Source organism: Achromobacter sp. Root170 (assembly GCF_001428165.1).
Classification (GTDB): Bacteria; Pseudomonadota; Gammaproteobacteria; order Burkholderiales; family Burkholderiaceae_B; genus Achromobacter; species Achromobacter mucicolens.
Window position 1 is genome coordinate 23,129 of the sequence record NZ_LMHN01000003.1, and the last position, 24,461, is coordinate 47,589.

Here is a 24,461-nt window from a genome sequence, read left to right on the forward strand (position 1 = left end):
TATGATCGATCGCATGCAGCAACGGACGGCCGCCCGGCCACGGGCGCACCGATAGCCAATCTTCACCGTGCGTGGGGGCTTCATGGATCGCCGACACTTTCTCCGTTTCTCGGGCGCCGCGTGCGCCGCCACTGCCACCACCGCCGTGCTGCCGCACGCCGCGCGCGCCCAGCAAACCCCAGTCGCCACCGCGTGGCGCACCTACGAACTGACCACCGCCGTCAGCATCACCGACCCCGCCGCCCACACCCGAATCTGGCTGCCCGTGCCCTATGCCACCGACACGTCCTACCAGCGCGGCGTGCAGAACACCTGGCAGGCCAGCGGCGGCGGCGTCGCCACGCTGACCCGCGCGCCCGGCTACGACGTCCAGATGCTCGCCGTCCAATGGCCCGACGCACAGTCGCCCCGCACCATCACGCTGACCAGCCGCTTCCAGACCCGCAACCGCCGCGTCGATCTGACCCAGCCCCCTCCCGCCGACGCCGCGCGCGAGAACGCAGCCGCGCTGCGCGAATACCTGCAACCGACCGCCCTCTTGCCCACCGACGGCATCGTCAAGACCACCGCCGACCGCATCACCCAAGGCCACCAGGGCGACCTGGCGCGCGCCCGCGCCATCTACGACTGGGTGGTCGAAAACACCTGCCGCACTGCGTCCACGCGCGGCTGCGGCACCGGCGACGTGCGCTACATGCTCACCGCCAACGACCTGAACGGCAAATGCGCCGATATCAACGCGCTGTTCGTCGCACTGGCCCGCGCCGCCGGCATCCCCGCGCGCGACGCCTATGGCCTGCGCGTGGACAACTCGCAACTCGGCTACAAGAGCCTCGGCAAGGCCGGCGACGTCACCCGCGCTCAACACTGCCGCGCCGAGTTCTACGCCGCCGGCTACGGCTGGATTCCCGTCGACCCAGCCGACGTGCGCAAGGTCATGCTGGAGGAACCGCCGGGCGAACTTCCGCTTACCGACGCCAAGGTCCGCGCCGCGCGCGTCATGCTGTTCGGCGCATGGGAAATGAACTGGGTCGCCTACAACCACGGCCACGACGTCGTCCTGCCCGGCACCGCGCACGGCCCCATCCCCTTCCTCATGTATCCCAACGGCGAAACCGCCGCCGGCCGCCTGGACAGCCTCGATCCCGGCAGCTTCAGCTACCGCATCACCGCCAGACCCATCGCCATCTGACCGCCACTTCCTTGCGGGAGTCCGCCTTGATCAGCCGCCGCCGTCTCCTGCAAACCAGCCTGTCGCTAGCGGCCCTGCCCGCCTGGGCCCGCGCCACCGCCAGCGACTCCGCCTTGAAGACCGCCACCGGTCCCGATTGGGCCCCGTGGACCGCTCCCACGCCGCCGCTCGTCCTGCCGGACCTGTCCGGCCGCGAACAGAAGCTCTCTTCCTGGCGCGGCAACGTGGTCATCGTCAGCTTCTGGGCCACCTGGTGCGACCCCTGCCGCGACGAGATTCCCATCATGTCCACCATGGCCAAACGCCACCGCGAAGAAGGCCTGCGCCTCATCGCCGTCAACGTCGGCGAATCCCCCGCCAAGATCACCGCCTTCCTGAAAAAATGGCCCGTCGCCGGCGCGGTCCTGCACGACCGCAACAGCACCGCCTCCAAAAAATGGGACGCCGCCGGCCTGCCCGCCAACTACCTCGTCGACCGCGGCGGCACGATCCGCTACTGGCACCTGGGCGAACTGGACTGGACGTCGCACAGCGTAAGTGGCGTGGTGACGCGCATGCTGCGCAGTTGATGGAGAGTGCAGCGACCTCCCGATCACTCACCGACCCAGCACGTGGTGGCGCGGGGTCCGTGTTGCGGGCCGTTTAGATGGCGCCCGGCGGAATCCGAAGGGAGCCGAAGGCGGACGAGGATGAGCACGGGAGCGTCCGGAGCGAAGGCTCCGGACCGCCATCGGAGGCCCGCAACGCGGACCCCGCGACGCCGCGGGCGGCAGAAGAACCACCACAGCGCGGGCAAGATAAGAAACGTTGGAACCCGCATGCGCAGAAGAACACCAACGCCCCACAAAAAAACTGGCGGAAGGCAGCAGGAGTCGAACCTACCTGGGAACGTCTGACGCCCCCAACCGGGTTTGAAGCCCGGCCGTGCCGCCGGGCACGAATGCCTTCCGTGGCGGACCGCCTATGATACCGGCTCGGCGCGCTGCTGCATGGCTGCATAGGCGCTTTCGCCCCGCAGCACATGCGTATCCCGCACGCGCCGCGTATAGCCCACCCGATTGAAGAACTCCAGGATCTGGATCGCCCGCTTGCGCCCCAGCCCCGTCGCGTCCCGGAACACCGCCGCATTCAGTCCTTGCGGCTGCCCCGCCAGGTCCGCCGCCAGCGCCGCCAGCTTGCCCACCTGATCGCGGTGATAGAAAAGATCCTTCACCACCTGCGCCACTTCCCCCCGCCGCAACAGCTTGCGCAGCAACTGGCGCACCGCGTCCTCGGATACGTTCTGCATCCGGGCCAGATCGCGCACCCACGGCGGATCGAATGCGCCTTCATCCAGCAGCGGCAGCAGCCGCGCCGCCAGCGCCGATTCGGCCTGTCCCAGCGTCGCCGTATGCGACGGCAGATGCAGCCACGGACCATTGCGCGCGATGCGGCCGTCGCCTTGCAGTTCTTCCAGCAGCGACGTCCAGAGCGTGTCCGGCATCGCCGGCATTGCCATGCGCCGCAGCCGCGCGCTGTCCGGACCCGGTTCGTCCGGCGCGCCCTGGTGAAACGCCGCCAACGCCGCTTCGGCCCGCTCGCGCAGCGCCGCCCAATGCGGCGCCAGGATCAGCGTGCGGGATCCCTGCGCATTGCGAGGCTCGATCCAGCGCGCGCCCGCCGGCGTCGTGATCTCATTGACCGGCCGGCCCGTCAGCCGCTGCAGCGCGGCCTCATCCAGGCCCTGCGGCGCGTGCGCCAGCACCGGCTGCAAACCGCCGCCATCCAGCATCTCGGACAACGCCTGCAACCCCGCCAGCCGCGACGCCGCGCGGCGCTTCCGGTCCGGCGCATTCGGATCCAGCACCCGGCCGCCGCCCACCGTGCGCGTCGCCTGCGCATTGCGCACGATGAAGCGATCACCCGGCATCGCGCAGACCGGCTCGTCAAACACCAGTTGCACCCAACCCGACTGCCCCGGCAACAGCGACTCCGCACTGATCGGCACTACATGCGCCACGTGGCGCGCCGCGCCCATATGCACGTGCAGCGGCGCCCAGGCCCGCACCGGCGCATCCGCCGACGGCAGTAGCGTCAGCGCCACATCCACGTGCTTCGAGGGCAGGAAGCCGCGCGCGTCCGCAATCCAGTCGCCGCGTGAGATGGCGCTCTTGTCGATGCCCGCCAGGTTCAAGGCGCATCGCTGCCCGGCCGAGCCCGTCTCGCTGGGCTGATTCTGCGCATGGATGCCGCGCACCCGCACCCGCGTGCCGGCCGGCATCAGCCGCAGATCGACAGTGTCGTCGTCCGCCCGGACCTGGCCGGCATGCGCCGTGCCGGTCACCACCGTGCCGTGGCCGGACAAGGTGAACACGCGATCCACCGCCAGCCGGAAGAGACCGGTGGCTTCGCGCCGCGCCACCGCCTCGGCCTGCGCGTGCAGATAATCTTTCAGCGCCGCTACCCCCGGGTCACCGGACGTCGCCGCAGAATCCGATTGAGCCGAATGCACCGCTTGCGCCGGCCGAGCCGCCTGCGTCGTCTGGCCCGCGTGGACCGCGCTCGTGCCAAACACCGGCGCGCCTTGCAGGAACGTGCCCTGCACCAACGCTTCGATCTCGCCGCGCACGCGGTCCAGTTGCGCGGCGTCCGCGCGATCCGTCTTGGTCAGCGCCACCGCGCCGCGCCCCACGCCCAGCATCGCTAGAATCGCCAGATGCTCGCGCGTCTGCGGCATGACACCGTCGTCCGCCGCGACCACCAGCAGCCCGAAATCGATGCCGCTGGCGCCGGCCGCCATCGTGTGCACGAGCTTTTCGTGGCCGGGCACGTCGATGAAACCCAGCACCTCGCCGTTGGCGAGCGGCGTGTACGCGTAGCCCAGTTCAATGGAAATGCCGCGCGCCTTCTCTTCCTTCAGCCGGTCCGTGTCCACGCCCGTCAGCGCCCGCACAAGCGTCGTCTTGCCGTGGTCGATATGCCCCGCGGTGCCGACGATCATGCCAGCGGCTCCGCCAGTTGCGCCGTGAAGGCCTCTTCGTCGCGGTCTTCCAGGCAGCGCAAGTCCAGCCACAACGCGTCATCCGCGATGCGGCCGATGACGGGCACCGGCAGCCGCCGCAGCTGCGTCTCAAGCCGGTCCAGATGCCGCCCGGGACGGCCGCTGCCCGCGTAGCGCACCGCCAGTCCGTAACTGGGAAGCTGGTCGATCGGCAACGCACCGCTGCCGATCTGGCTGAACATCGGCACCGCCTCCACCGCATAGCTGGGCCCCGCCGCATGCGCCAGCACGCCGCGCAGCCGTTCGGCCTGCGGCTGGATATCGCGCATGGGGCGGGTCAAGAGGCGCAGCGTCGTCAGCCGCTGCGCCAGGAATTCGGGCGCGCGGTACAGCTGCAGCACCGGTTCCAACGCGGCCAGCGTCAGCTTGCCCACGCGCAGCGCGCGCTTGAGGGGATTCTTCTTGATCTTGCGGATCAGGTCGGCGCGGCCTACCAAGAGGCCCGCCTGCGGCCCGCCCAACAGCTTGTCGCCGCTGAACGTAACCAGATCGGCGCCCGCCGCGATGGTTTCGCGCACGGTGTCTTCCTTGGGCAATCCGAACTGCGTCAGGTCCACCAGCGTGCCGCTGCCCAGGTCCACCGTGGCGGGCAGCCCGCGCGCGTGCGCCAGCGCGGCCACGTCGGCCACGTCCACGCTTTTCGTGAAGCCGGTCACCGCGTAGTTGCTGCAATGCACCTTCATCAGCATCGCGGTCCGCGGGCCGATGGCGTTCTCGTAGTCGGCCGCGTGCGTGCGGTTGGTGGTGCCCACTTCGACCAGCTTGGCGCCCGCGCGCTTCATGATGTCCGGGATGCGGAACGCGCCGCCGATCTCGACCAGCTCGCCGCGCGACACCACCACTTCGCGGCGGTCCGCCAGCGCGTTCAGCATCAGCAGCACCGCGGCCGCATTGTTGTTTACCACCGTGGCCGCCTCGGCCCCGGTCAGCTCGCACAGCAGGTCGTCGATGAGGTCGTCGCGATCGCCGCGCCCGCCCGTGTCCAGGTCGAACTCCAGGTTGGCCGGCGAAGTCAGCGCGCGCAGCACATGGGCCACCGCTTCGTCGGGCAGCAGCGCGCGGCCCAGGTTGGTGTGCAGCACGGTGCCGGTCAGGTTGTAGACCGCGCGCAAGCGCGGCCGCGCGGCCTCGTCCAGCGCCGCCGACGTGCGAGCCGCCACGGCGGCTGCGTCAAGCTCGTGGCGCGGCACGCCGCCGTCCAGCGCGCGTTTGCGTAGCGCCTCCAGGTCGCGGCGCAAGGCGGCCACCACCTGCGTGCGGCCATGGGTTGCCAGCGCCGGCCGCAGCGCCTCGGCGTTCAACAGGCGGTCCAGCGAAGGGATGTCGGATGCCGGGGCCAGGCCGGCCCCGGAAAGTTGATCGGCCATGCGAGACTCCGTCATCGAGAGGCGCTAGTCCTGCGCGCCATGCCACAGCAGCGGATTGCCGCTGGATCGCGAATACCCTGCCTCGCCCACCAGCACGTCCAGCATCAGGCTGGCAAGGTCGTCGGCCACCGGCTCCACGTACAGGTCCTTGTCCTGATAGAAGATCTTGCGATACGTGTGGCAGTTGTCGCAGGTTTCGGCCTTGATGGCGGGCGTGCGGCCCTCGATGGCCTGGTAGGCGACCTTCTCGACGTCCTCGCAATGCGAGCACTTCACGCGCACCATGTGCCATTGCGTGGCGCACAGGCTGCAGCACAGGTAGCGGTAGCCCTCGTACTGGCCGCCCACGCGGACGATGCTGGCCACGGGCAGGCTGGCGCAGACCGGACAGACCCCAAACGGGCTAGCGACAGGCAACTGCCTGGGATCGAAGCGGTTGGCGAGGTCCGTCCAGTAGACCTGCAACGCGGCCATGACGAAGGGCGCGGCGGCGCTGTCCACGCCCTCGTCCTGTTCGGACAGCACGGCCTGGGCCAGGTCTTCGAGCGATTCGGGGTCGTCGTCCAGCGCGCGGCGCAGCGCGGCGCAGACATCGATGGCCTCGGCAGGCACGCCGGGCGCGCGCGACACGTCGTCCAGCAATTGGCTCAGGATGCGGCGCCACAGCGGGTCGCGGGGCCAGCCCACAGCCTGCAGCGGCGGCATGCCGTGCGTCTGCGCCAGCGAAATGCGGTCTTCGGTGGCGGGCGGCGCGGCGCAGTCCTGCAGCGCGCGATGCTGGGCATCGACCAGATGCGCCATCAGCAGCAGGTAGTCGCCCACCGGATTGCCCTCGGCCAACTGGCGCAGGCGCGCGGCCCGCGCGGCAAAGACGGTTTGCCGCTCCGGCAGGGTGATGCGGGGAATGGCGTTATGGTCTAGCGCTTCGATCTCGCCGCGCGGAAGGATTCGCTGCAATTCTCGTCTCCAGAAAAACAAACACGGCTGCCAGCCTGCGAAGAGGATAACAGCCGTGCGATCACGACATGCCGGGCCAAAAAACTATTTCTTCACCTGCTCCCGGAACCAGGCGCGATGGTGTTTCCACGCCCAGCCGGCGGTGACATAGCCGCGCAGCATTGCCGTGAGCGACCCCTTTACCCAGATCGCCGCGTAAATATGCACAATGATCGCGCAAATCAGCACCAGCGCACAAACCGCGTGCAGCACCGATGCGGCGCGGACCACCCAGATCGGGAAGTAGAACGCGAAATATTCGCGCCAGATCACGATGCCGCTGGCCATCAGCCCCAGCATGCACAGGATCAGCACGAAGAACAGCAGCTTCTGGCCGGCGTTGTACTTGCCGACCTCGGGCAGCTTTTCCTCGCGGTTCTCGACCACGTCGTTGAGCTGCCTGAGCCACTGGCGGTCCGCGCGGGTCAGCAGGTTGTGGCGCCACATGTGTCCGGCGAACACGGCAAAGCACACGAACATCACCACCCCGATGAACGGATGCAGGATGCGTGTCCAGGGCCCGCCCCCAAACAGATTGGTCAGCCAGTACATCGACGGATGAAAGAGCGCCAGGCCGGACAGCGCGAGCAAGATGAACGTGAGCGCGATGATCCAGTGGTTGGTGCGCTCGCCCGGCGTGTAGCGCTTGATGCGGCGATAGTGGTGTTCTTCACTCATGGCGCACCTCCTCTTCGGCTCGGCGTTCGTCTTCCTCGGTCACTTCGTTGCGGCCGACACGCGCATAGTGGAAGAAGCCCGCCAGCGCGGTCAGCGCCATCGTGGCCAGGCCAAGCGGCTTGGCCAGCCCCTTCCAGAGCGACACCATCGGACTGATCTGCGGATCGGCGGGCAAGCCGTGGTACAGCCCCGGCTGGTCGGCGTGATGCAGCACGTACATGACGTGCGTGCCGCCCACGCCCGGCGGATCGTAGACGCCGGCCTGCGCGAAGCCCCGCGATTTCAGGTCCTCGACGCGTTCGGCCGCATGCTGGTGCATGTCGTCCTTGGTGCCGAAGACGATGGCGCCGGTGGGACAGGCCTTGACGCACGCGGGCTCCATGCCGACGGCCACGCGATCGGAACACAGCGTGCACTTGTACGCCTTGTGATCCTTCTTGGAGATGCGCGGAACGTTGAACGGACAGCCGGTGATGCAGTAGCCGCAGCCGATGCAGTTTTCCTCGTGGAAATCCACGATGCCGTTGTTGTACTGGATGATGGCGCCCGGCGAGGGACAGGCTTTCAGGCAGCCCGGATCCTCGCAGTGCATGCAGCCGTCCTTGCGGATCAGCCATTCCAGGTCGCCTGCGGGGTTCTCGAATTCCGAGAAGCGCATGACGGTCCAGGAATGTTCGGTGAGGTCGGCCGGATTGTCGTAGACGCCCACGTTGACGCCGATCTCGTCGCGCAGGTCGTTCCACTCCATGCAGGCGCTCTGGCAGGCCTTGCAGCCGATGCACTTGGAGACGTCGATCAGCTTGGCGACCGAGCCCGTGACGGGTTCACGGATGCCCGGCGGCGGCGTGGTGGTGGCGGAGCGCCGCTTGATGTCCAGGGATTGCATTGACATGTCGGTTCTCCTATACCTTTTCGACCTTCACCAGGAACGACTTGAACTCCGGTGTCTGGGAGTTGCCGTCGCCCACGAATGGCGTCAGGGTGTTGGTGAGGAAGCCCGGCCTAGCGATGCCCACGAAACCCCAGTGGATCGGAATCCCGACCTGGTGCACCGTCTTGCCCTCGATGACGAGCGGACGGATGCGCTTGGTGACGAGCGCCACCGCCTTGATGTAGCCGCGGTTGGACGACACCTTCACGCGCGAGCCGTTGGGAATGCCCAGCTCCTTGGCCAGCGCCTCGCCGATCTCCACGAACTGCTCGGGCTGGAGAATCGCGTTGATGCGGACGTTCTTGGTCCAGTAGTGGAAGTGTTCCGTCAGCCGGTACGTGGTGGCCACATACGGGAAGTTCTCCACCGTGCCCATCGCCGCCAGGTCATCCTTGAAAATGCGCGCGGCCGGGTTGCTGGTGACGCCCTTGGCCTTCGGATGCAGCGGGTTGTAGCCCAGCGGGTTTTCGAAGGGTTCGTAGTGTTCCGGGAACGGCCCTTCGGCCAGGCCCGCCCGCGCAAAGAAGCGCGCCACGCCTTCCGGGTTCATGATGAACGGCCCCATGCCGCCTGCGGGGTTCTCGTCGCCCTTGAAGTCGGGGATGTCGGCGCCCACCCAGGCGCGGCCATTCCAGGACACGACGCTACGCCGCGGATCGAACGGCTTGCCTTCGAGGTCGCATGAAGCGCGGTTGTACAGGATGCGGCGGTTGGCCGGCCACGACCAGGCCCAGTTCAGGGTCTGGCCGATGCCGGTGGGGTCGCTGTTGTCGCGGCGGGCCATGAGGTTGCCGCTGGGGCTCCAGGCGCCCGCGAAGATCCAGCAGCCGCTGGCGGTGGAGCCGTCGTCGCGCAGCTCGGCAAAGCCTGCAAGCTGCTCGCCGCCGCGGCGCATGATCTTCGCCGGATCCTTGGGATCCGCAAGATCAACCAGCGCGCGGCCCGTGTACTCCTTGGCCAGTTCCTCGGCCGTCGGGTTCTGCGGATTGGAATACGGCCACGACAGGTTAACGATGGGATCGGGATACTTGCCGCCCTCGTCCTGGTACAGCTTGCGCAGGCGCGTGAAGATGAGCGCCATGATCTCGATGTCGCTCTTGGCCTCGCCCGGGGGTTCGGCGCCCTTCCAGTGCCATTGCAGCCAGCGGCCGGAGTTGACCAGCGCGCCGTCCTCTTCGGCAAAACAGGTGGTGGGCAGGCGGAAGACCTCGGTCTGGATCTTGGACGGATCCACGTCATTGGCCTCGCCGGCATTGCGCCAGAACTCGGACGTTTCCGTGACCAGCGGATCCATGATGACCAGGAACTTGAGCTTGGCAAAGCCGTCGTTCAGCTTGGCCTTGTTGGGCGCCGCGGCCAGCGGGTTGAAGCCCTGGGCGATGTAGCCGTTCATCTTGCCCTGGACCATCAGCTCGTAGACTTGCAGCATGTCGTACAGCTTGTCCAGCTTGGGCAGGTAGTCGAACGCCCAGTTGTTCTCGGCGGTGGCCGCGCCGCCCCACCAGGCCTTCATGAGGCTGACGTGGAACTTGGGATAGTTCTGCCAGTAGCTCAGCTGGTTGGGACGCAGCGGCTTGAGCGTGCGCGTGTCGATGTACTTGGCGTAGTCCTGCTCAGGCTCGTTGGGCAGCGTCATGTAGCCCGGCAGCAGGTTCGACATCAGGCCAAGGTCGGTCAGGCCCTGGATGTTCGAGTGCCCGCGCAGCGCGTTCATGCCGCCGCCGGCGATGCCGATGTTGCCCAGCAGCAGCTGCACCATCGCGCCGGTGCGGATGATCTGCGAGCCGATGGAGTGCTGCGTCCAGCCCAGCGCGTACAGGATCGTGGCGGCCCGGTTGGTGGTGGCCGTGGACGCGAGCATGTCGCACACCGTCAGGAACTTGTCCTTGGGCGTGCCGCAGACTCGCTCGACCATTTCGGGCGTGTAGCGTGAATAGTGCTTCTTGAGCAGCTGGTACACCGATCGCGGATGCTGCAGCGTGGGATCGGTCTTGACGTAGCCGTCGTCGCCGCGCTCGTAGTCCCAGCTTTGCTTGTCGTAGGTGCGCTTTTCGGCGTTGTAGCCCGAGTACAGGCCCGCGTCGAACGCGAAGTCCTCGCGCACGATGAACGAAAAGTCGGTGTAGTTGCGCACGTACTCGTGCTGGATCTTGTCGTTATCCAACAGGTACTTGATGACGCCACCCAGGAAGATGATGTCGGTGCCGGTACGTATGGGCGCGTAGAAGTCCGCCACGGATGCCGAACGCGTAAAGCGCGGATCCACGACGATCAACTTGGCCTTGTTGTGGGCCTTGGCTTCAGTGACCCATTTGAACCCGCAAGGGTGGGCCTCGGCGGCATTGCCGCCCATGATCAAAACTATGTCCGCGTTCTTGATGTCGACCCAATGGTTCGTCATCGCTCCACGGCCAAACGTCGGGGCAAGACCTGCCACCGTCGGGCCATGTCAGACACGGGCTTGATTGTCGAACGCCAGCATCCCCATGCTGCGCACAGTCTTGTGCGTGATGTAACCGACCTCGTTGCTGCTTGCCGAGGCGGCCAGCATGCCGGTGGTCAGCCACCGGTTCACCGTCTTGCCGTCCGCGGTCTTCTCGACGAAGTTCGCGTCGCGGTCGGCCTTCATGAGCTTGGTGATGCGGGTCAGGGCTTCGTCCCACGACATCCGGACCCATTTGTCCGAGCCGGGCGCCCGGTATTCCGGGTACTTCAGGCGGTTCGGGCTATGGATGAAGTCGATCAGGGCCGCGCCCTTCGGACAGAGGGTGCCGCGATTGACGGGATGGTCGGGGTCGCCTTCGATGTGCATGATGCTGGCGCGGGCGTTCTTCGAGCCATCGCCCAGGCCGTACATCAGCAAACCGCAGGCGACCGAACAGTAGGGACAGGTGTTGCGCGTTTCGGTCATGCGCGCAAGCTTGAACTGGCGCACCTCGGCCATGGCCGTGCCGGGGGCAGCCCCCAGCATGGCCAGGCTGGAGCCCGCCAGCGTCGCACCGGTCACCTTGAAGAACTGGCGGCGATTCATGTTGACCATGAAGCACTCCTCTCCTGGTGAATGAAGGAAGCGAAAACGACTAGGACAAAAAGCCCTACAACTTCCAAGGGAATGTGAGGAAGTATAGGCCTTGAATATGGGGTACGCCATGCCTGCCGGCGCGTCAGACCGGCGCTCTGGTCTGAATTTGACGGCAAAAGGCGCTTACTTCGCGGATTTTGTCGCAGTGCAGCACTGCTACGATGCCCGGCATTGCATGACTTGGAGCGCCGATGCGCCGCCTTGCCCCCTTGGCCCGAACCCTTGCCCTGTCGCTGGCCATCGCGCCCTGCGTGCTGGCGCCGCAGGCGTCCGTCCACGCGGCGCCCGCATCCCAGTCGCCCGCCGCCGCCGCCACAGAGGCGGCGCAGCAGGCGGCGATGGAAGGCTATCTGTATTTCTATCCGCTGGTCGTCATGGACCTGACGCGCCGCCAGTTCACCCATCCGGCGCAAGGGTCGCAAGGCGCGCCGTCCAACACCTTCGCGCACGTGCGCACGCTGCCCCGCGCGGGCGAGGCCACGCCGTGGTCGAACTTCGATGTGCTGCGCAGCACGGCTTGGCTGGACCTGACCGACGGCCCCGTCGTGCTGTCCGCGCCCGACACGTCGGGCCGCCGGTACACGCTGACGCTGCTGGACATGTGGACCGACGTCTTCGCGACGCTGGGCACGCGCACCACCGGCACGGCGAAGGGCAACACCGCCATCGTGCCGCCCGGCTGGACCGGCACGCTGCCCTCCGGCATGGCACGGATCGACGCGCCCACCACCCACGTCTGGGCGAAGGTGCTGATCGACACGCGCGGCGGCGCCGACCAGGCGACGGTCAACGCGTTGCAGGACGGCTTCGCCGTGACGCCGCTGGCGCAATGGAATCTGCCCGCGCAGGCGCCGCGCCCGAAGCCGGACCCGTCCCTCGATCTGAAGATTCCGGCAAGCGAACAGGTAGACGCCATGCCGACCGACGCGTTCTTCACCTATGCGGCCGAGTTGCTGCGCAAGCATCCGCCACATGCGACGGACCAGCCCGTCCTCGTTCTGCTGCGGCGCGTGGGCCTGGCGCCGGGCCGTCCGTTCGACTTCGACAAGCTCGACCATTCCGCCAAGCAGGGCATGCGCCGCGGCGTGCGCGCGGCGCGCGACCGCATGGCGGCCGCGGCGGGCCACTCGCTGCGCGCCACGAACGGCTGGCTGCAGGAAACCGCCAGCATCGGCGTGTACGGCAACGACTGGCTGCGCCGCGCGCTGGCGGCGCAGGCGCAGCCGGGCAGCGGGTTGCCCGAGGACCTGACCGTGCAAGTGCTGGCCACCGACAGCGAAGGCGCGCTGCTGGACGGCGCCCACGCGTATGCGCTGCACATCGCCAGCGACCAGTTGCCCGACACGGGCGCGTTCTGGTCGCTGGCCGCCTACGACGGCCAGGGCATGCCCGTGCCCAACCCGGTCAACCGCCACGCGCTCGGCAGCCGCGATCCGCTGCGCTACAACGCGGACGGCTCGCTGGACCTGATTTTCAGCAACACCGCGCCCGCGCCCGAGGACCAGTCCAACTGGCTGCCGATCCCCGCGGCCGGTCCGGTCGGCATGCTGCTGCGTGTCTACACCCCGGGTCCGGCGGTGCGCGATGGACTGTGGACGCCCCCGGCCGTGAGCCGGATCGCAGCGGAAAGTGAGGAAGGTGCGGCCGGCGAGCCGGGGGCCGGCCATACGGCGGCTGGGGATCTGGGGGCCGGCCATCCGCCGCCGAGCGAACCAGGGGCCGGCCATCCGGCGGCAGCCGCAGAGACGCCGCCCGCGCCGCCCCCCAAGAAACCCTGATCCGCCGCGGAAATACGGCGCGATGTCATGCGCCTGCCGCTACCATTAGCCTTTTATTCATGAATGAGCCGCCCGCCATGGACGACGCCTTTAGCCACCAATTGTCGATGACCATCCTGATGACGCCAGACATGGCGAATTTCTCAGGAAATGTACACGGCGGAACCATCCTCAAGTATCTGGACCAGGTGGCCTACGCCTGTGCCAGCCGGTACGCCGGCCAATACGTCGTAACGCTGTCCGTGGACCAGGTGGTGTTCCGCGAACCGATCCACGTGGGCGAGCTGGTGACGTTCCTGGCCGCCGTGAACTACACGGGCCGCACGTCGATGGAGATCGGCATCAAGGTCGTGACCGAGGACATCCGCAAGAAGCTGGTGCGTCACACAAACAGCTGCTATTTCACGATGGTTGCGGTGGACGACAAGGGCGCCCCGACGGCGGTGCCGCCGCTGGAGCCGCGCACGCACGAGGAAAAGCAGCGCTTCAAGGCGGCCGGCCTGCGCCGCGAACTGCGTCAGGAAATGGAACGCCGCCACGGCGAGATCAAGCGCGAAACCACGCACGACACGCCGGGCGCCTGATTGCCGCGTGGCGGCCTGGCAGTTGTCCGGCCGCTACCCGATTCGCCCCCGCCGCTGGACTGCCAGCCGCGGGGGTTTTTCATGCGCGTTCGGCGCCGGCGGGCGGCACCGGCGGGGCGGCAGGTTCGCGGTCGCGGCCGATCATGCGCTTGATGCCCAGCCATTGCTGCGACCAGAAACTCCGGCCATAGTCGCGTCCGCCCAGTTCGGCCTGCTGGTCGTGGATGCCGGTGGGGCCGTACCCGACGCCGAATCGCGCGGTGCGAAACACGACGTCCCAGATAGGAAACAGCGCGGCAAAGTTGTAGCCGCCGGCCGGCCCTGGCGAGGAGGCGTCGTAGGCGATGGAATGGTGATGGCGATGAAAGCGCGGGCTGACCAGAAGGCGTTCGCCCAGCGCGCCGAAATGCATGCGCAGGTTGGCGTGCGAAAAACTCTGCGCAAGCTGGGTGATGGCCACCACCATCACGAACTGCGCGGGCGGCACGCCCACCAGTTGCGACACGAACACGATGAGCACGTCGCGCAGCATGTCGTCCAGCAGGTGGTTGCGGTCGTCGCTCCAGATGGTCATCTGGCGCTGGCTGTGATGCACGGCATGCAGCGCCCACAGCCAGCCGAAGCGGTGCTGCGCGCGATGATAGAAGTAATCCACCGCATCGAACAGCAGCAGGTAGATGATGAGGCTGACCCACGCCTTGTCCGTCACGCCGGGCCAGTACTGATCCAGCTGGAAGGGCGCGAAGCCCCACACGTGAAGCTGCCCGAAGACGCTGTCCCAGAAGGGATCGATAGTGAAGAACAGCACGAGCCGGAATGCGCCCAGGCGGTGGATCAGCGTGTACAGCACGTCGATGCCGATCTGGCGGCGGTCGGTGACCGGTTCCACGGGACGCAGGCGCTGCAGGGGCCCGAAGACCAGCACCAGCACCGCGATTTGAAGCAGGCCCACCAGCAGCCACATGGTGGCGTCGTAGCCGTCTTCGATGAAGTTGCTCAGGCCCAGGTGGAACAGCGCGGGCTGAATCGCCGTCTCGAAGAGCCATTGCTGGCATTCCCCGAAGAGTTGGCTAAGCGTATCCATGATCAGTGATGCGTGGCGATCCAGTCGCGATAGGCCGGATGGGTGTTCAAGGTAGCGAAACAATAGCCCTTGCGCTGCAAACCTTCAATCAGCGGTTCCAGCACGGCGGGCGCCCAGGGATCCTGACGCGACCAGATGCCCAGGTGGGCCAGCAGGATGTCGCCGGGCTTGATGGTGCGCAGCGCCTGGTCCAGCAGCTTGGCGTTGGGGTATTTGTCGCTGGGCAGCTCGTCGCCCAGGAAGCCGGCCGGAGACCAGCCCACGTGCTCGAAACCGCAGGCCTTGGCCGCCTTGAGCAACTCGGGCGAGGTCTTGCCGCCGGGCGCGCGGTACAACGGCAGCATGGCCTTGCCCGTCATCTGGCGGAACCGCTCGGCGGGGCGGCGGATCTCGGCGCAATACTGCTCGGCCGTCCACTCGGCGCGCTTGCCCGCGTCGGGACCGGCGCTGGGTTTGACGCGGAACTTGCCGCCCGGCAGGTCGCCCTGCCAATAGACGTGGTCGTAGGTGTGCGAGCCGAATGCATGGCCTTCGGCGGCGCGCGCCTTCCACCAGGGCGCCCAGACGTCGTCCAGGCTGGCGCCGTCGGTCAGCGTGCGCTCGTTGGCCAGAAAGAAGGTGACCTTGACCTGATGGCGGGCCAGCACGTCGGCCACCAGCGGGGCGACGCCCATGTGACCGGTGTCGAACGTCAGGTACACGGGCTTGTCGCAGGAGGCCTGCGGCGCCGCGCCGGCCGCCGCGGTCGTCAGCGCCAGAAACAGGGCCGCGAAGCGGACCGCTCCCTTAGCGGGTCGGCGCATGGTTCAACGTCCAGACGCCGTGCGGCGACTTGCCCACGGGCACCTGATTGACGACCTTCTTCTGTTCCAGATCCACCACCGTGAGCTTGCGCGCCCAGCGCGAGGTGACCAGCAGCGTCTTGCCGTCGGCCAGCACGTCCATGCAGTCCGGGCCGCCCGGCACCGGGAAGGTGTCCACGACCGTCAGCGTCTGCATGTCGATGCGGCTGATGGAGTTGGCGGTGCGGTTGCTGACGAACAGGTGGCGGTGGTCGCCCTGCGCCCGGAAGGCGTGCGCGCCCGGCGCGGTCTGGATGCGCTTGACCAGCTTGGCCGGGCCATTGCTGACGTCATATGCCTCCACGTAAGAGTCGCCGGTCAACGCCACCAGCAGCGTCTTCTGGTCGGGCGTCAGGAACACGTCGGCAGGCGTCTTGCCGACGGACACCGTCCACTTGGGGGTCTGCGTGGCCAGGTCGATGGCGATGAGCTGATCGCTGTCCTGCAGCGAGACGTAGGCCGTCGTGCTGTGCTTGTCGATCATGATGTGGCTGGGCGTCTTGCCCGCCTGGATGCGCTTGACCAGCGTCAGGTCAAAGCCCTTCTCCAGCGGCTTCCAGGCATAGATGTCGATGTGGTCCAGGCGGTTGGCCGCCGTGACGAACCACTTCATGTCCGGCGAGAACTGCAACTGGTAGGGATCGACGATGCCGGTCAGCGTGCGCTGCACGTCGCCTGTCTTGGGATCCATCAACGTGATGGTGTCGCCCGTGGCGTTGGCCACCATGAGCGACTTTTCATCGGGCGTCAGATACAGGTGATGCGGCTCTTTGCCCGTGGGCACGCGTCGCAGTTCCTTGTAGGTGGCCGGATCGATGATGCTGACGTTGGCGTCCAGGGAGTTCAGGACAAAGATCGGGGCCGAAGCCGCCGCGGCGCTAAGCGCCATCCCCACGCCGAAAACGGCGTAGCGGAGGAAAGACATGGGGTTCAATTTGGAGATCCGGCAAAGGGAAATCGGGCAGTCACCCGGTGCTCGCCATTGTAGGCACAGCCGCCTGACAAAAGGGCCACAAGGAAGCTTGTGAATGCGGCGCGGCAAGCGCTTGAGAGGCAAACCCGCACGCCTGTTGCGACCCCGCAACAGGCCCGTGAAATGGGCGCCATATGGCCCCGAAAAACCTATCTGACGGGCGTGGCCTGGCCGCTCGCGTCGACCCAGTTTCCGGTGCGGATGTCGGCCTCCCGCAAGGCCGCCGCGCGCGCCGCGGACGACGGCCCCAGATCGCTTTCCAGGACGCCGCCTTCCGGACCGACCACGAACGTGCCGATCCCCGTCCGCCCGTACCGCGCGGGCCACGCGACGATGCGATACGCATTGTCCGCCCCGCCCGGCAGCACCTTGTAGCGATAGCCGAAATAGGCATCGTCCACGGGCACGTCGGGGCCCATCGCCAGCGCGTCCGGTCCGAACGCCTGCTGGGGCGCGCCCGGCACGTCCGGCCAGTAAAGACCGTCGCGCTCGCCGGCGCGGCTGACCAGCCGCATCGCATACCGGCCCTGACCCACTCCTTGCGCATAGCGCGTCTGCGCGGCCTGCAATTCCTGCAGGGTTTCGATGGCGGTCAGCTCGTTGCGGTCGATGGCGCGGCGCTGGATCTCCGCCTTGCCCGCCACCGGGTCGAAGCGCCATCCCTGGCCGACGCGCACCAGCGGCACCGGCAGCGTCCAGCCCGACTCGCCCACCGTCACCCACGCCCGGCCGCCGTCGGCAACGATGTCGTGCTTACGCGCCCATGCCGCCAGGTAGCGATAGATGTTCTCCTGGTCGACGCCGCCCGGCACGAGCTGCTGGTGGTTCGGGCCCAGCACTTTTCTCAGGGCATCGACGTCGTTCAGGGCCAGCGAATCGGTGAACGCCTGCGCGGCCGCCTGGGCGCTGGGATATACGGCCTGCGACAGGGCGGGCGCCGATGCGCCGAGCGCGAGGGCCAAGGCAAGACACAGCGCGCGCAAACGGGAGATCGTCATAGGTAGTCCCTTGTCCATGATGCTTATCTCCGGCCGCCGCCACCGCCACGGCCGCCTCCGCCGCCACGAGAGGCGCCTGCGCCGCCGCCGCGATTGGGCGCGCTGGCGCCGGTGCTGCGTTGTCCGCCGCCGCCGCGGCTCATCTCGCCGCGCTGGTTCTGCTGCCGCATGCGGTCGCCGTCGCCCGCCCCCGAGAGGGCGTTCTGGCTGTTCGATGCCCGCGCCCGGTCGCGCGCGGCCGCTTCGTCGGCGCGCTGGCGCTGTGCCGCCGCCTGCCGGTCCTGCGTGGAGACACCGGTCGATACGCTGGCGCCTCGGTCCTGCGGACGGTTCTGGGTCGACACGCTGGCGCCGCGATCCTGCGGACGGTTCTGGGTCGACACGCTGGCGCCGCGATCCTGCGGGCGGTTCTGGGTAGAGACGCTGGAGCTGCGATCCCGCGCGCCCTGCCCCGTTTGCGACCCCTGCCCCCGGCCCGCCGCGCCATCGCCCCGCGCCGCGCCCTGGCCGCGCGCCCCGTCGGCCCCGGCATGCCCCGCAATGGGCTGCCCGGTGCGGCCTTCGAAGGACTGCGCCGCCCGCTGCCGCGCGGCGTCGCGAGACCCCGCGGCGGGCGCCGTGCCCGTCGTCCGGGCCCCTGCGCCGCCCGGCTGGGCCCGGCTCTGCAGCCCCGCCTGCCGCTGGCTGTCAAACCGCTGGCGGCTGGCCGGGTCCGCATACGGCGCGTTGCCCCGGTTGGCGGCGTTGTGCTGCCAGGTGGCCCGGTTGCTGTTCACGTTGTTGCGGTCGATGCGATTGTTGACGTTGATGTTGTTGTAGCGGTCCACGTCGATATCGACGTCGCCGTGCCCCCAGTTGGCGTCGCCCCACAACGAATTGATCGCCGCCACGCCCACGCCGAAGCCAATGCCCGCCACGAGCGCGCTCCCGAACACCGAGCCCGGCGGCGGCGGATAGTAATAAGGGGGGTATGACGGATAAGCCCACGTGCCGTAGACCACCGTGGGGTTGTAACTGGGCACATAGACCACCTGCGGATCGGCCGGTTCGATCACCACCACGGTCTTCTCGTTGGCGGTGGTGGTCTTGACCGTCTGCTGCGGCGTGCTTTTCAGATTGCCTGCCTTTTGCGCCTGCGTGCGCAACCGCTGGACGGCGTCCATCACGGCCTCGGGTTGCGCCAGGAAAGCGTCGCCCACGGACTTCACCCAGCCAGGCTCGCGGCCCATCATGTCCATGACCGAGGGAAAGGCGACCAGCGACTTGACGCTGGGATCCCAGGTTTCGGCGTCGACGGCGCGCACGGCGTCATCGCCGGACTGATCGGTGTGCGCGGCCGACCATTTGGCGGCGGCCGCGATGTCGTCCGGGTACGTGGACCCCATTAGGATTTGCGACAGCAGCGCGTCCGGGTACAGCGCCACGGGCGCCATGAGCTGATCGAGCTGCGCGTTGCTGAGCTTGGTCTGCGCCAAGGCGGGAAAACAGAGGGACAGCCCCAGGCACATCAGGCCGATGAACCACTTTTGCAGTCGCCGCATTTCCGTTCTCCGCACACAGCAAGACGCCACAAGCCAGGAGGGAACCGCCGGATATCGCCCGGTCAATATATGCCTAACGCCGACGGTTTGGAAGCGCTGCCGGAAGATGAACGGTGTCAGACACCGGCGCGCACGCGGCTCGTCCTTTTGCACGCTGGTTTGCGTTCGCCCAGGGGCCTATACTGGATTCGCCGTTGCTGGACATTCCTTTTCCTAAAGGAGAGGCAACATGTACAGGCACTTGCTCATCGCCGTGGACGGTTCGCTGCTGTCCGAGTCGGCATTCAAGCGCGCGCTCGTTTTCGCCAAGGAAATGGGCGCCACCATCACCCTGCTGCGCGCCATTCCGGAAGACCATCTGCTGGTCTATCAGGCCGAGATGCTGGGCACAACCGAAGGGCACCACACCGACCAGGCGCGCCGGAATGCGCAAGCGTACCTGGACGGACTTGAGACCGAGGCGCGGCACGCGCTCGTGCCTTGCGAAGCGATCGTCATGGTGAACGACCATCCGCACGAGGCCATTGTCGAGACCGCGCAGAAGACCGGGTGCGACCTGATCGTGATGGGCTCGCACGGGCGGCACGGGATGACGGGTTTTCTGCTGGGCAGCGAGACGCAGCGCGTGCTGGCGCGCACGCGGCTGCCGGTGCTGGTGTATCGCTAGCCCGGCGCTCAGACGGCGGCCAACGCGTGCTGGAAGGTGAAGCTGTCGGCGTACAGGTGTTCCAGGCTGGCGCCCCGTTCGGCCAGCAGGCTTTTGGCCTGGCGGATCATTTCGGGCGCGCCGCACAGGTAGAAGGCATGCTCGGACAGGTCTGCGTGGTCGGCCAGGACCGCCTCCTGCACATAGCCGCGGCGCCCCTGCCAATCGGCCCCCGCGCGCGACAGCACGGGCACGAAGTTGAATTCGTACAGGCGAGACGCCCAGCTTTCGATCTCGTCGCGCAGGTACAGGTCGGCTTCGGTGCGCATGCCCCAATACAGCGTCACGGGCGGGCAGTCTTCGTTGTCCAGCAGCGATTCGAGGATCGCCTTGATCGGCGCAATGCCGGTTCCCGTGGCCATCATGATGAGCGGGCGCCAATCTTCCTCGTGGTAGCTGAAGACGCCAAGCGGCGCCTCGATCTCCACGGGCGCGCCCGCCGCTGCCTGCCCCAGCCACTGGTCCGTGTAGCGGCCGCCGGGAATGCGCCGCACGTGAAAGTCGACCAGGTTGCCCGCGGGCGCCGAGGCCATGGAGAAACTGCGCGTCTCGCCGTCGGGCAGCACCACGTTCATGTACTGGCCGGGCACGTAGTCCAGCGCCTCTGGGAGCGCCAGCGTCAGGTGGACGACATCGTCGCAGAAGCGATGGATGCGGTGGATCGTGGCGCAGATGCGGCGGGGATCGGGAAAAACCTGCCGGCTGCTGGCCACGCTGATGCACAGGTCGCCGGCCGGACGCGCCTGGCACGCCAGGGCAAAACCCTGTTCGGCCTCCTCGGGGGTCAGCGCCATGGGGAATTCGTCGTAGCGCACCGCGCCCGATTCCAGCTTGATGCGGCAGGTGCCGCAGCCGCCGAACGTGCATTCATGCGGCAGTTTCACCGATGACCGCTCCGCGGCCTGCAGCACGGTTTCGCCTTCTTCGACCTCGAAGGCGGTCTCGGTTTCCAGAATGTGCACGCGGTATGCCATGGCGCCCTCGCCTATTTCTTGATGTCCGCCTCGACCAGCACCTTCATGCCGCGCGGCTCCAGCAGTTCGCCCAGCGCGGCCAGCGCCGCCAGGCCGGCTTTGGTGTCCTGCTCGCCGTTGCCGCCGCTCAGGCCCACGCCGCCGATCACCTCGCCGTTCACGACGATGGGAAAACCGCCGACGAACACCGCGAACTTGCCGTCAAAGCTCCACTGGATGCCGAAGGCTTCGTTGCCGGGCAGCGCCGGGCCGTTCGGCGGGGTGTTGAACAGGTGGGTCGAACGCTTGTGGCCGGCGGCGGTGAAGGCCTTGTTCCAGGCGATCTGCGGACCGGTGATGCGCGCGCCGTCCATGCGCTCCAGCGCGATCGGATAGCCGCCATCGTCCACGATGCAGATCGATTCCAGGACGCCGATCTCCTGCGACTTGGCGATGGCGGCGCGCACCATGACGCGCGCTTCTTCGAGTTCCAGGCGATAGATCTGTTTCATGTGCAAAACCTCGAGTGGGGGATGGGCCGTCAGCCTGCGCGGTAGACGGTCTTGATCTGGGTGTAGAACTCCAGACCCACGCGGCCCGACTCGCGGAACGTGGACGTGCTGGAATGCTTCAGGCCGCCAAACGGCGCGTTGATCAGGTTGCCGGTGGTGGTGCGGTTGATCTTGACGGTGCCCGCCTGGATGTCGCGCGCAAAGCGGTGCGCGTAGCGCGCGTCGGTGGTGGCGATGGCGGCCGACAGGCCATATTCCGTGTCGTTGGCCTGGGCGATGGCGTCTTCATAGCCGTCGACCTCGATCAGCGCGATCACGGGCCCGAAGATTTCCTCGCGGGCGATGCGCATCTGCTGGGTCACGCCGGCAAAGAGCGCGGGCGTCACGTAGTACCCGCGGTCAAAGCCGGGACCGGTCAGGCGGTCGCCGCCATGCAGGTGTGTGGCTTCCTCCTTGCCCAATTCGATGTAGCCCAGCACGTTGTCCAGCTGCCGCGCGGTGGCCAGCGGGCCCAGGTCGAAGTTGCCTTCCAGGCCGTTGCCGATGGTCAGCGTGCGGATCTTGGCCAGCAGCTTTTCCGTATAGGCCTGGCTGACCTTGCGATCGACCAGCACGCGGCTGGTGCCCGTGCAGGCCTGGCCGCTCAGCGAGAAGCCGCCCTTGACCGCCAGGTCCACCGCCCGGTCCAGGTCGGCATCGGCCAGCACGATCAACGGATTCTTGCCGCCCAGTTCCATCTGCGTGCGGGTGGTCAGCCCCGCGGTCCGGTGAATCTGCTCGCCGGCGGCTGTCGAGCCGGTGAACGAAATGGCGCGCACCTGGGGCGCCCCCGTGATGGCTTCGCCCACCGCGCCCGCCGGGCCGGTCAGGAAGTTCAGCACCCCGGCGGGCAGCCCGGCGCGCACGAATGCTTCGGTCAGGCGGTAGCCCGACATCGGCGCGTCGGAAGACGGCTTGAACACCACCGTGTTTCCCATGATGAGCGCGGGCGCAATCTTGCGCGCCGGGATCGAGATGGGGAAATTCCACGGCGAGATCACGGTCACCACGCCCAGCGGCTCGCGCTGGCTGTAGACGATCATGTCCGGGTCGTCGTTGACGAAGGTCTCGCCCGTGAAAGACTGGCCCTCGACGGCGTAGAAGCGGATCGTCTGCGCCGAGCGCAGCACCTCGTCCTTGGCCAGGTTCACGCCCTTGCCCTCTTCGCGGGTCAGTTCGCGCGCAATGGAATCGGCGTTGTCTTCCAGATGCTGCGCGGCCCGGAACAGGATGGCCGCGCGCTTGGAGATCGGCGTGTCGCGCCACGCGGCGAAGGCGGCCTCGGCGGCCTGCACGGCCTGCCGGGCGTCGTCGGCGCCGGACACCTGAAAGTGGCCCACGACGTCGTCGGTGTCGGCCGGATTGCCGTTGGGCGCGGTCTTGCCCGTGACGCTGGGCGTCCACTGGCCGCCGATGTAGTTCAAAAAGGCTTGCTGCGAGAGATCGTCCACGGGAGCGCTTCCTTGAGTTGGGTCCGGCGTAGCCGGGCGTGAGGCGGCCGGGCTAATCTCAGAACATTGTATACTTTAATCACTATGCGACGATCAGTGGAAACCCCACCCGATCCGGCAGCAAAAAGGCTCCCTCGCGGGAGCCTTTTCCCATACGCGCGCTGAACATCAACGCCAGATCAGCACCGCGCAGGTGGTCGAAACGAACAGCGCAAGCAGCACCGGCAGCAACAGCGCGCGAACCAGCGACAGCACGTTGACCCGCGCAAACCCCGCCACGGCGATCAACGACGACCAGGCAATCAGCGTGCCCCCGCCCGTCCACACCGCACCCATCTGCCCCACCGCCGCCAACGTGGCGGGGTCCACGCCCACCACCGGGCCCAGCGCGCCGGACAGCGTGCCGGTGAGCGGCAGCCCGGCAAAGCCGGAGCCGTCGATGCCGGTGATCATGCCGACCAGGAGCACGCCGAAGGCGACCAGGAAGTGGTTCTCGGGGATCAGGTGCTGGGCCGCCGAAATGACTTCGAACAGCAGGCCGGGGGCCTGCGCCGGCGGCACGCCCAGGATCTGGGCGGCCGTCTCGTGGGCGCCCACGAAGAAGAAGCCGGCAATCGGCAGGACCGAGCCCATTGCCTTGAAGGCGAACACGAAGCCGTCGGTCACGTGCTCGGGGCAGACGTCCAGCATCTTGCGCGGGCCCTCGGCCGCCAGGGTCACCAGCATCATGACCACGAACGCCACGCCGCCCACCAGCGCCGCCGCATCGCCGCCGCGCAGCGCGGGCAGCGACGGAAAGAGGCGGGGCAGCACCATTACCCCGATCACGGCCAGGAACGCCAGCGGCGTCACCACGGCAAACACCTTGGACCAGCGCACGCGGCGGCGCTCTTCTTCGCTCAGCACCGGGCCGCTGGGCAAGGCCGGATCGGCGCCCATCGTGCCGCGCGCGAGTTCCGCCTTGTCGAACGAGCCGGCCTGTTCGATCTTCGCCAGGCTGCCGTCCTGCGCGCGGGCCTGCCAGGCCGACAACAGGGCCGGATCGGCCGGCACGATCTGGCGGCGCACCAGCAGATAGGCCGCCACCAGCGCGATCCCGCCGGTGATCAGCGACAGCACGAGCGCACGGTCTGCCACCACCGCCGCGCTGACGGCCGCCCCCGCCGCCTTGGCGCTGATGCTGGGCGCCACGCCGATCACGTAGTCGGAAGACAGGGCCATGCCCTGGCCCGCGATGGCGATGGCCATGGCGCCGGCCAGCGGCGGCAACCCGGCAGCGATGGCCGCGGGCAGCAGGATGGCGGACACCAGCGGCACGGCGGGCGTGGGCCAGAAGAACAGCGAGATCACGTAGGTACAGAGGGCGATGATCACGAAGGACGAATGCCCGCCCCGCATGACCCGCCGGAACGGCTGCACCATGCGCACGTCCGCCTGCAGCGTCTTGAGCGCGTTGAGCAGCGCCGTCATGAATGTGATGACCAGAAAGATGTTGAAGAGCTCTTTGGCGGCGACAAAGCTGGCCGAAAAGATGCCGATCAGCGCGCTGATCGGATTGCCCGTGATCGCCAGCACCACCAGAAATGTGCCAATGACCGATGGCACCACGACATTGGCGCGCAGGATCATCGTCAGGATGATGGCGGCCACGCTGATCAGGTAAATCCAATGAGCCGCAGTGAGCACGACGTCGGATTGCATGCGTATTCCCCTT

20 protein-coding genes and 1 tRNA gene are annotated in these 24,461 nt (G+C 67.6%); 5 read left to right on the top strand and 16 right to left on the bottom strand.

What is annotated here, in order from left to right; translation table 11 throughout:
* Nucleotides 1–82: 82 nt before the first annotated feature.
* Together ASD87_RS07270 and ASD87_RS07275 are read left to right on the top strand one after the other, a co-directional pair.
* Nucleotides 83–1,192, top strand: coding sequence for a transglutaminase-like domain-containing protein (locus tag ASD87_RS07270; RefSeq protein WP_056319298.1), 1,110 nt, complete (start codon nucleotides 83–85; stop codon nucleotides 1,190–1,192).
* 26 nt (nucleotides 1,193–1,218) lie between these two features.
* The gene (locus ASD87_RS07275) at nucleotides 1,219–1,761 is read left to right on the top strand and encodes a TlpA disulfide reductase family protein (protein ID WP_056319301.1); all 543 of its coding nucleotides are present in this window, start codon (nucleotides 1,219–1,221) and stop codon (nucleotides 1,759–1,761) included.
* Between the two features lie 284 nt (nucleotides 1,762–2,045).
* Here ASD87_RS07275 and ASD87_RS07280 read toward each other — a convergent pair.
* The 7 genes from ASD87_RS07280 to fdnG form a co-directional block, all read right to left on the bottom strand.
* Nucleotides 2,046–2,141, bottom strand: a tRNA-Sec gene (locus tag ASD87_RS07280).
* Nucleotides 2,142–2,153: 12 nt separating this feature from the next.
* Entirely contained in the window at nucleotides 2,154–4,172 is a 2,019-nt protein-coding gene (locus ASD87_RS07285) for a SelB C-terminal domain-containing protein (RefSeq protein WP_056319303.1), read from the bottom strand.
* Nucleotides 4,169–5,599, bottom strand: a complete 1,431-nt coding sequence (selA, locus tag ASD87_RS07290; RefSeq protein ID WP_056319306.1) for an L-seryl-tRNA(Sec) selenium transferase — start codon at nucleotides 5,597–5,599, stop codon at nucleotides 4,169–4,171. Before selA ends, ASD87_RS07285 begins: the two co-directional genes overlap by 4 nt.
* Nucleotides 5,600–5,623: 24 nt before the next feature.
* A complete protein-coding gene (gene fdhE / locus ASD87_RS07295) occupies nucleotides 5,624–6,556 on the bottom strand; it encodes a formate dehydrogenase accessory protein FdhE (protein ID WP_056319308.1) in 933 nt (310 codons plus the stop codon).
* An 84-nt stretch (nucleotides 6,557–6,640) separates the two neighbouring features.
* Nucleotides 6,641–7,273 carry a formate dehydrogenase subunit gamma gene (locus ASD87_RS07300; RefSeq protein WP_056319311.1) on the bottom strand — a complete coding sequence of 211 codons (633 nt, stop codon included), beginning with the start codon at nucleotides 7,271–7,273 and terminating at the stop codon, nucleotides 6,641–6,643.
* Nucleotides 7,266–8,165, bottom strand: a complete 900-nt coding sequence (fdxH, locus tag ASD87_RS07305; RefSeq protein ID WP_056319313.1) for a formate dehydrogenase subunit beta — start codon at nucleotides 8,163–8,165, stop codon at nucleotides 7,266–7,268. The genes ASD87_RS07300 and fdxH overlap by 8 nt, the downstream gene beginning before the upstream one ends.
* A 10-nt stretch (nucleotides 8,166–8,175) precedes the next feature.
* Nucleotides 8,176–11,244, bottom strand: a complete 3,069-nt coding sequence (fdnG, locus tag ASD87_RS07310) for a formate dehydrogenase-N subunit alpha (protein ID WP_156403398.1) — start codon at nucleotides 11,242–11,244, stop codon at nucleotides 8,176–8,178.
* Nucleotides 11,245–11,477: 233 nt separating this feature from the next.
* Here fdnG and ASD87_RS07320 point away from each other — a divergent pair, with 233 nt between their 5' ends.
* Both ASD87_RS07320 and ASD87_RS07325 read left to right on the top strand, forming a co-directional pair.
* Nucleotides 11,478–13,064: a DUF1254 domain-containing protein gene (locus ASD87_RS07320; protein WP_082586223.1), complete on the top strand. Its 1,587-nt coding sequence runs from the start codon at nucleotides 11,478–11,480 to the stop codon at nucleotides 13,062–13,064.
* A 77-nt stretch (nucleotides 13,065–13,141) separates the two neighbouring features.
* Nucleotides 13,142–13,648, top strand: a complete 507-nt coding sequence (locus tag ASD87_RS07325) for an acyl-CoA thioesterase (RefSeq protein ID WP_056319320.1) — start codon at nucleotides 13,142–13,144, stop codon at nucleotides 13,646–13,648.
* 79 nt (nucleotides 13,649–13,727) lie between these two features.
* Here ASD87_RS07325 and ASD87_RS07330 read toward each other — a convergent pair whose 3' ends face one another.
* The 5 genes from ASD87_RS07330 to ASD87_RS07350 all read right to left on the bottom strand — a co-directional run bounded on the left by ASD87_RS07330 (nucleotide 13,728) and on the right by ASD87_RS07350 (nucleotide 19,086).
* On the bottom strand, nucleotides 13,728–14,732 hold the full coding sequence (locus ASD87_RS07330) for a sterol desaturase family protein (protein ID WP_056319322.1): 1,005 nt from the start codon (nucleotides 14,730–14,732) through the stop codon (nucleotides 13,728–13,730).
* 2 nt (nucleotides 14,733–14,734) lie between these two features.
* Nucleotides 14,735–15,535: a polysaccharide deacetylase family protein gene (locus ASD87_RS07335; protein WP_056319325.1), complete on the bottom strand. Its 801-nt coding sequence runs from the start codon at nucleotides 15,533–15,535 to the stop codon at nucleotides 14,735–14,737.
* Nucleotides 15,519–16,499, bottom strand: coding sequence for a hypothetical protein (locus ASD87_RS07340; protein WP_056319327.1), 981 nt, complete (start codon nucleotides 16,497–16,499; stop codon nucleotides 15,519–15,521). The genes ASD87_RS07335 and ASD87_RS07340 overlap by 17 nt, the downstream gene beginning before the upstream one ends.
* A gap of 197 nt (nucleotides 16,500–16,696) precedes the next feature.
* The gene (locus tag ASD87_RS07345) at nucleotides 16,697–17,545 is read right to left on the bottom strand and encodes a DUF2950 family protein (protein ID WP_082586224.1); all 849 of its coding nucleotides are present in this window, start codon (nucleotides 17,543–17,545) and stop codon (nucleotides 16,697–16,699) included.
* Between the two features lie 23 nt (nucleotides 17,546–17,568).
* Complete coding sequence (locus ASD87_RS07350; RefSeq protein WP_056319332.1) at nucleotides 17,569–19,086, bottom strand: DUF3300 domain-containing protein; 1,518 nt, start codon at nucleotides 19,084–19,086, stop codon at nucleotides 17,569–17,571.
* Between the two features lie 229 nt (nucleotides 19,087–19,315).
* On the opposite strand from ASD87_RS07350, the gene ASD87_RS07355 reads away from it, so the two are divergent.
* Nucleotides 19,316–19,753 (top strand): universal stress protein, encoded by a 438-nt coding sequence (locus ASD87_RS07355; RefSeq protein WP_056319334.1) that lies wholly within the window; start codon nucleotides 19,316–19,318, stop codon nucleotides 19,751–19,753.
* An 8-nt stretch (nucleotides 19,754–19,761) separates the two neighbouring features.
* Here ASD87_RS07355 and ASD87_RS07360 read toward each other — a convergent pair whose 3' ends face one another.
* From ASD87_RS07360 to ASD87_RS07375, 4 genes are all read right to left on the bottom strand, one after another.
* Nucleotides 19,762–20,766, bottom strand: a complete 1,005-nt coding sequence (locus ASD87_RS07360; protein WP_056319337.1) for a 2Fe-2S iron-sulfur cluster-binding protein — start codon at nucleotides 20,764–20,766, stop codon at nucleotides 19,762–19,764.
* 11 nt (nucleotides 20,767–20,777) lie between these two features.
* Nucleotides 20,778–21,257: a heme-binding protein gene (locus ASD87_RS07365; protein WP_056319338.1), complete on the bottom strand. Its 480-nt coding sequence runs from the start codon at nucleotides 21,255–21,257 to the stop codon at nucleotides 20,778–20,780.
* Between the two features lie 29 nt (nucleotides 21,258–21,286).
* Nucleotides 21,287–22,747 (bottom strand): aldehyde dehydrogenase family protein, encoded by a 1,461-nt coding sequence (locus tag ASD87_RS07370; protein WP_056319340.1) that lies wholly within the window; start codon nucleotides 22,745–22,747, stop codon nucleotides 21,287–21,289.
* Between the two features lie 168 nt (nucleotides 22,748–22,915).
* Nucleotides 22,916–24,448 carry a hypothetical protein gene (locus ASD87_RS07375; protein ID WP_056319341.1) on the bottom strand — a complete coding sequence of 511 codons (1,533 nt, stop codon included), beginning with the start codon at nucleotides 24,446–24,448 and terminating at the stop codon, nucleotides 22,916–22,918.
* Nucleotides 24,449–24,461: the final 13 nt, after the last annotated feature.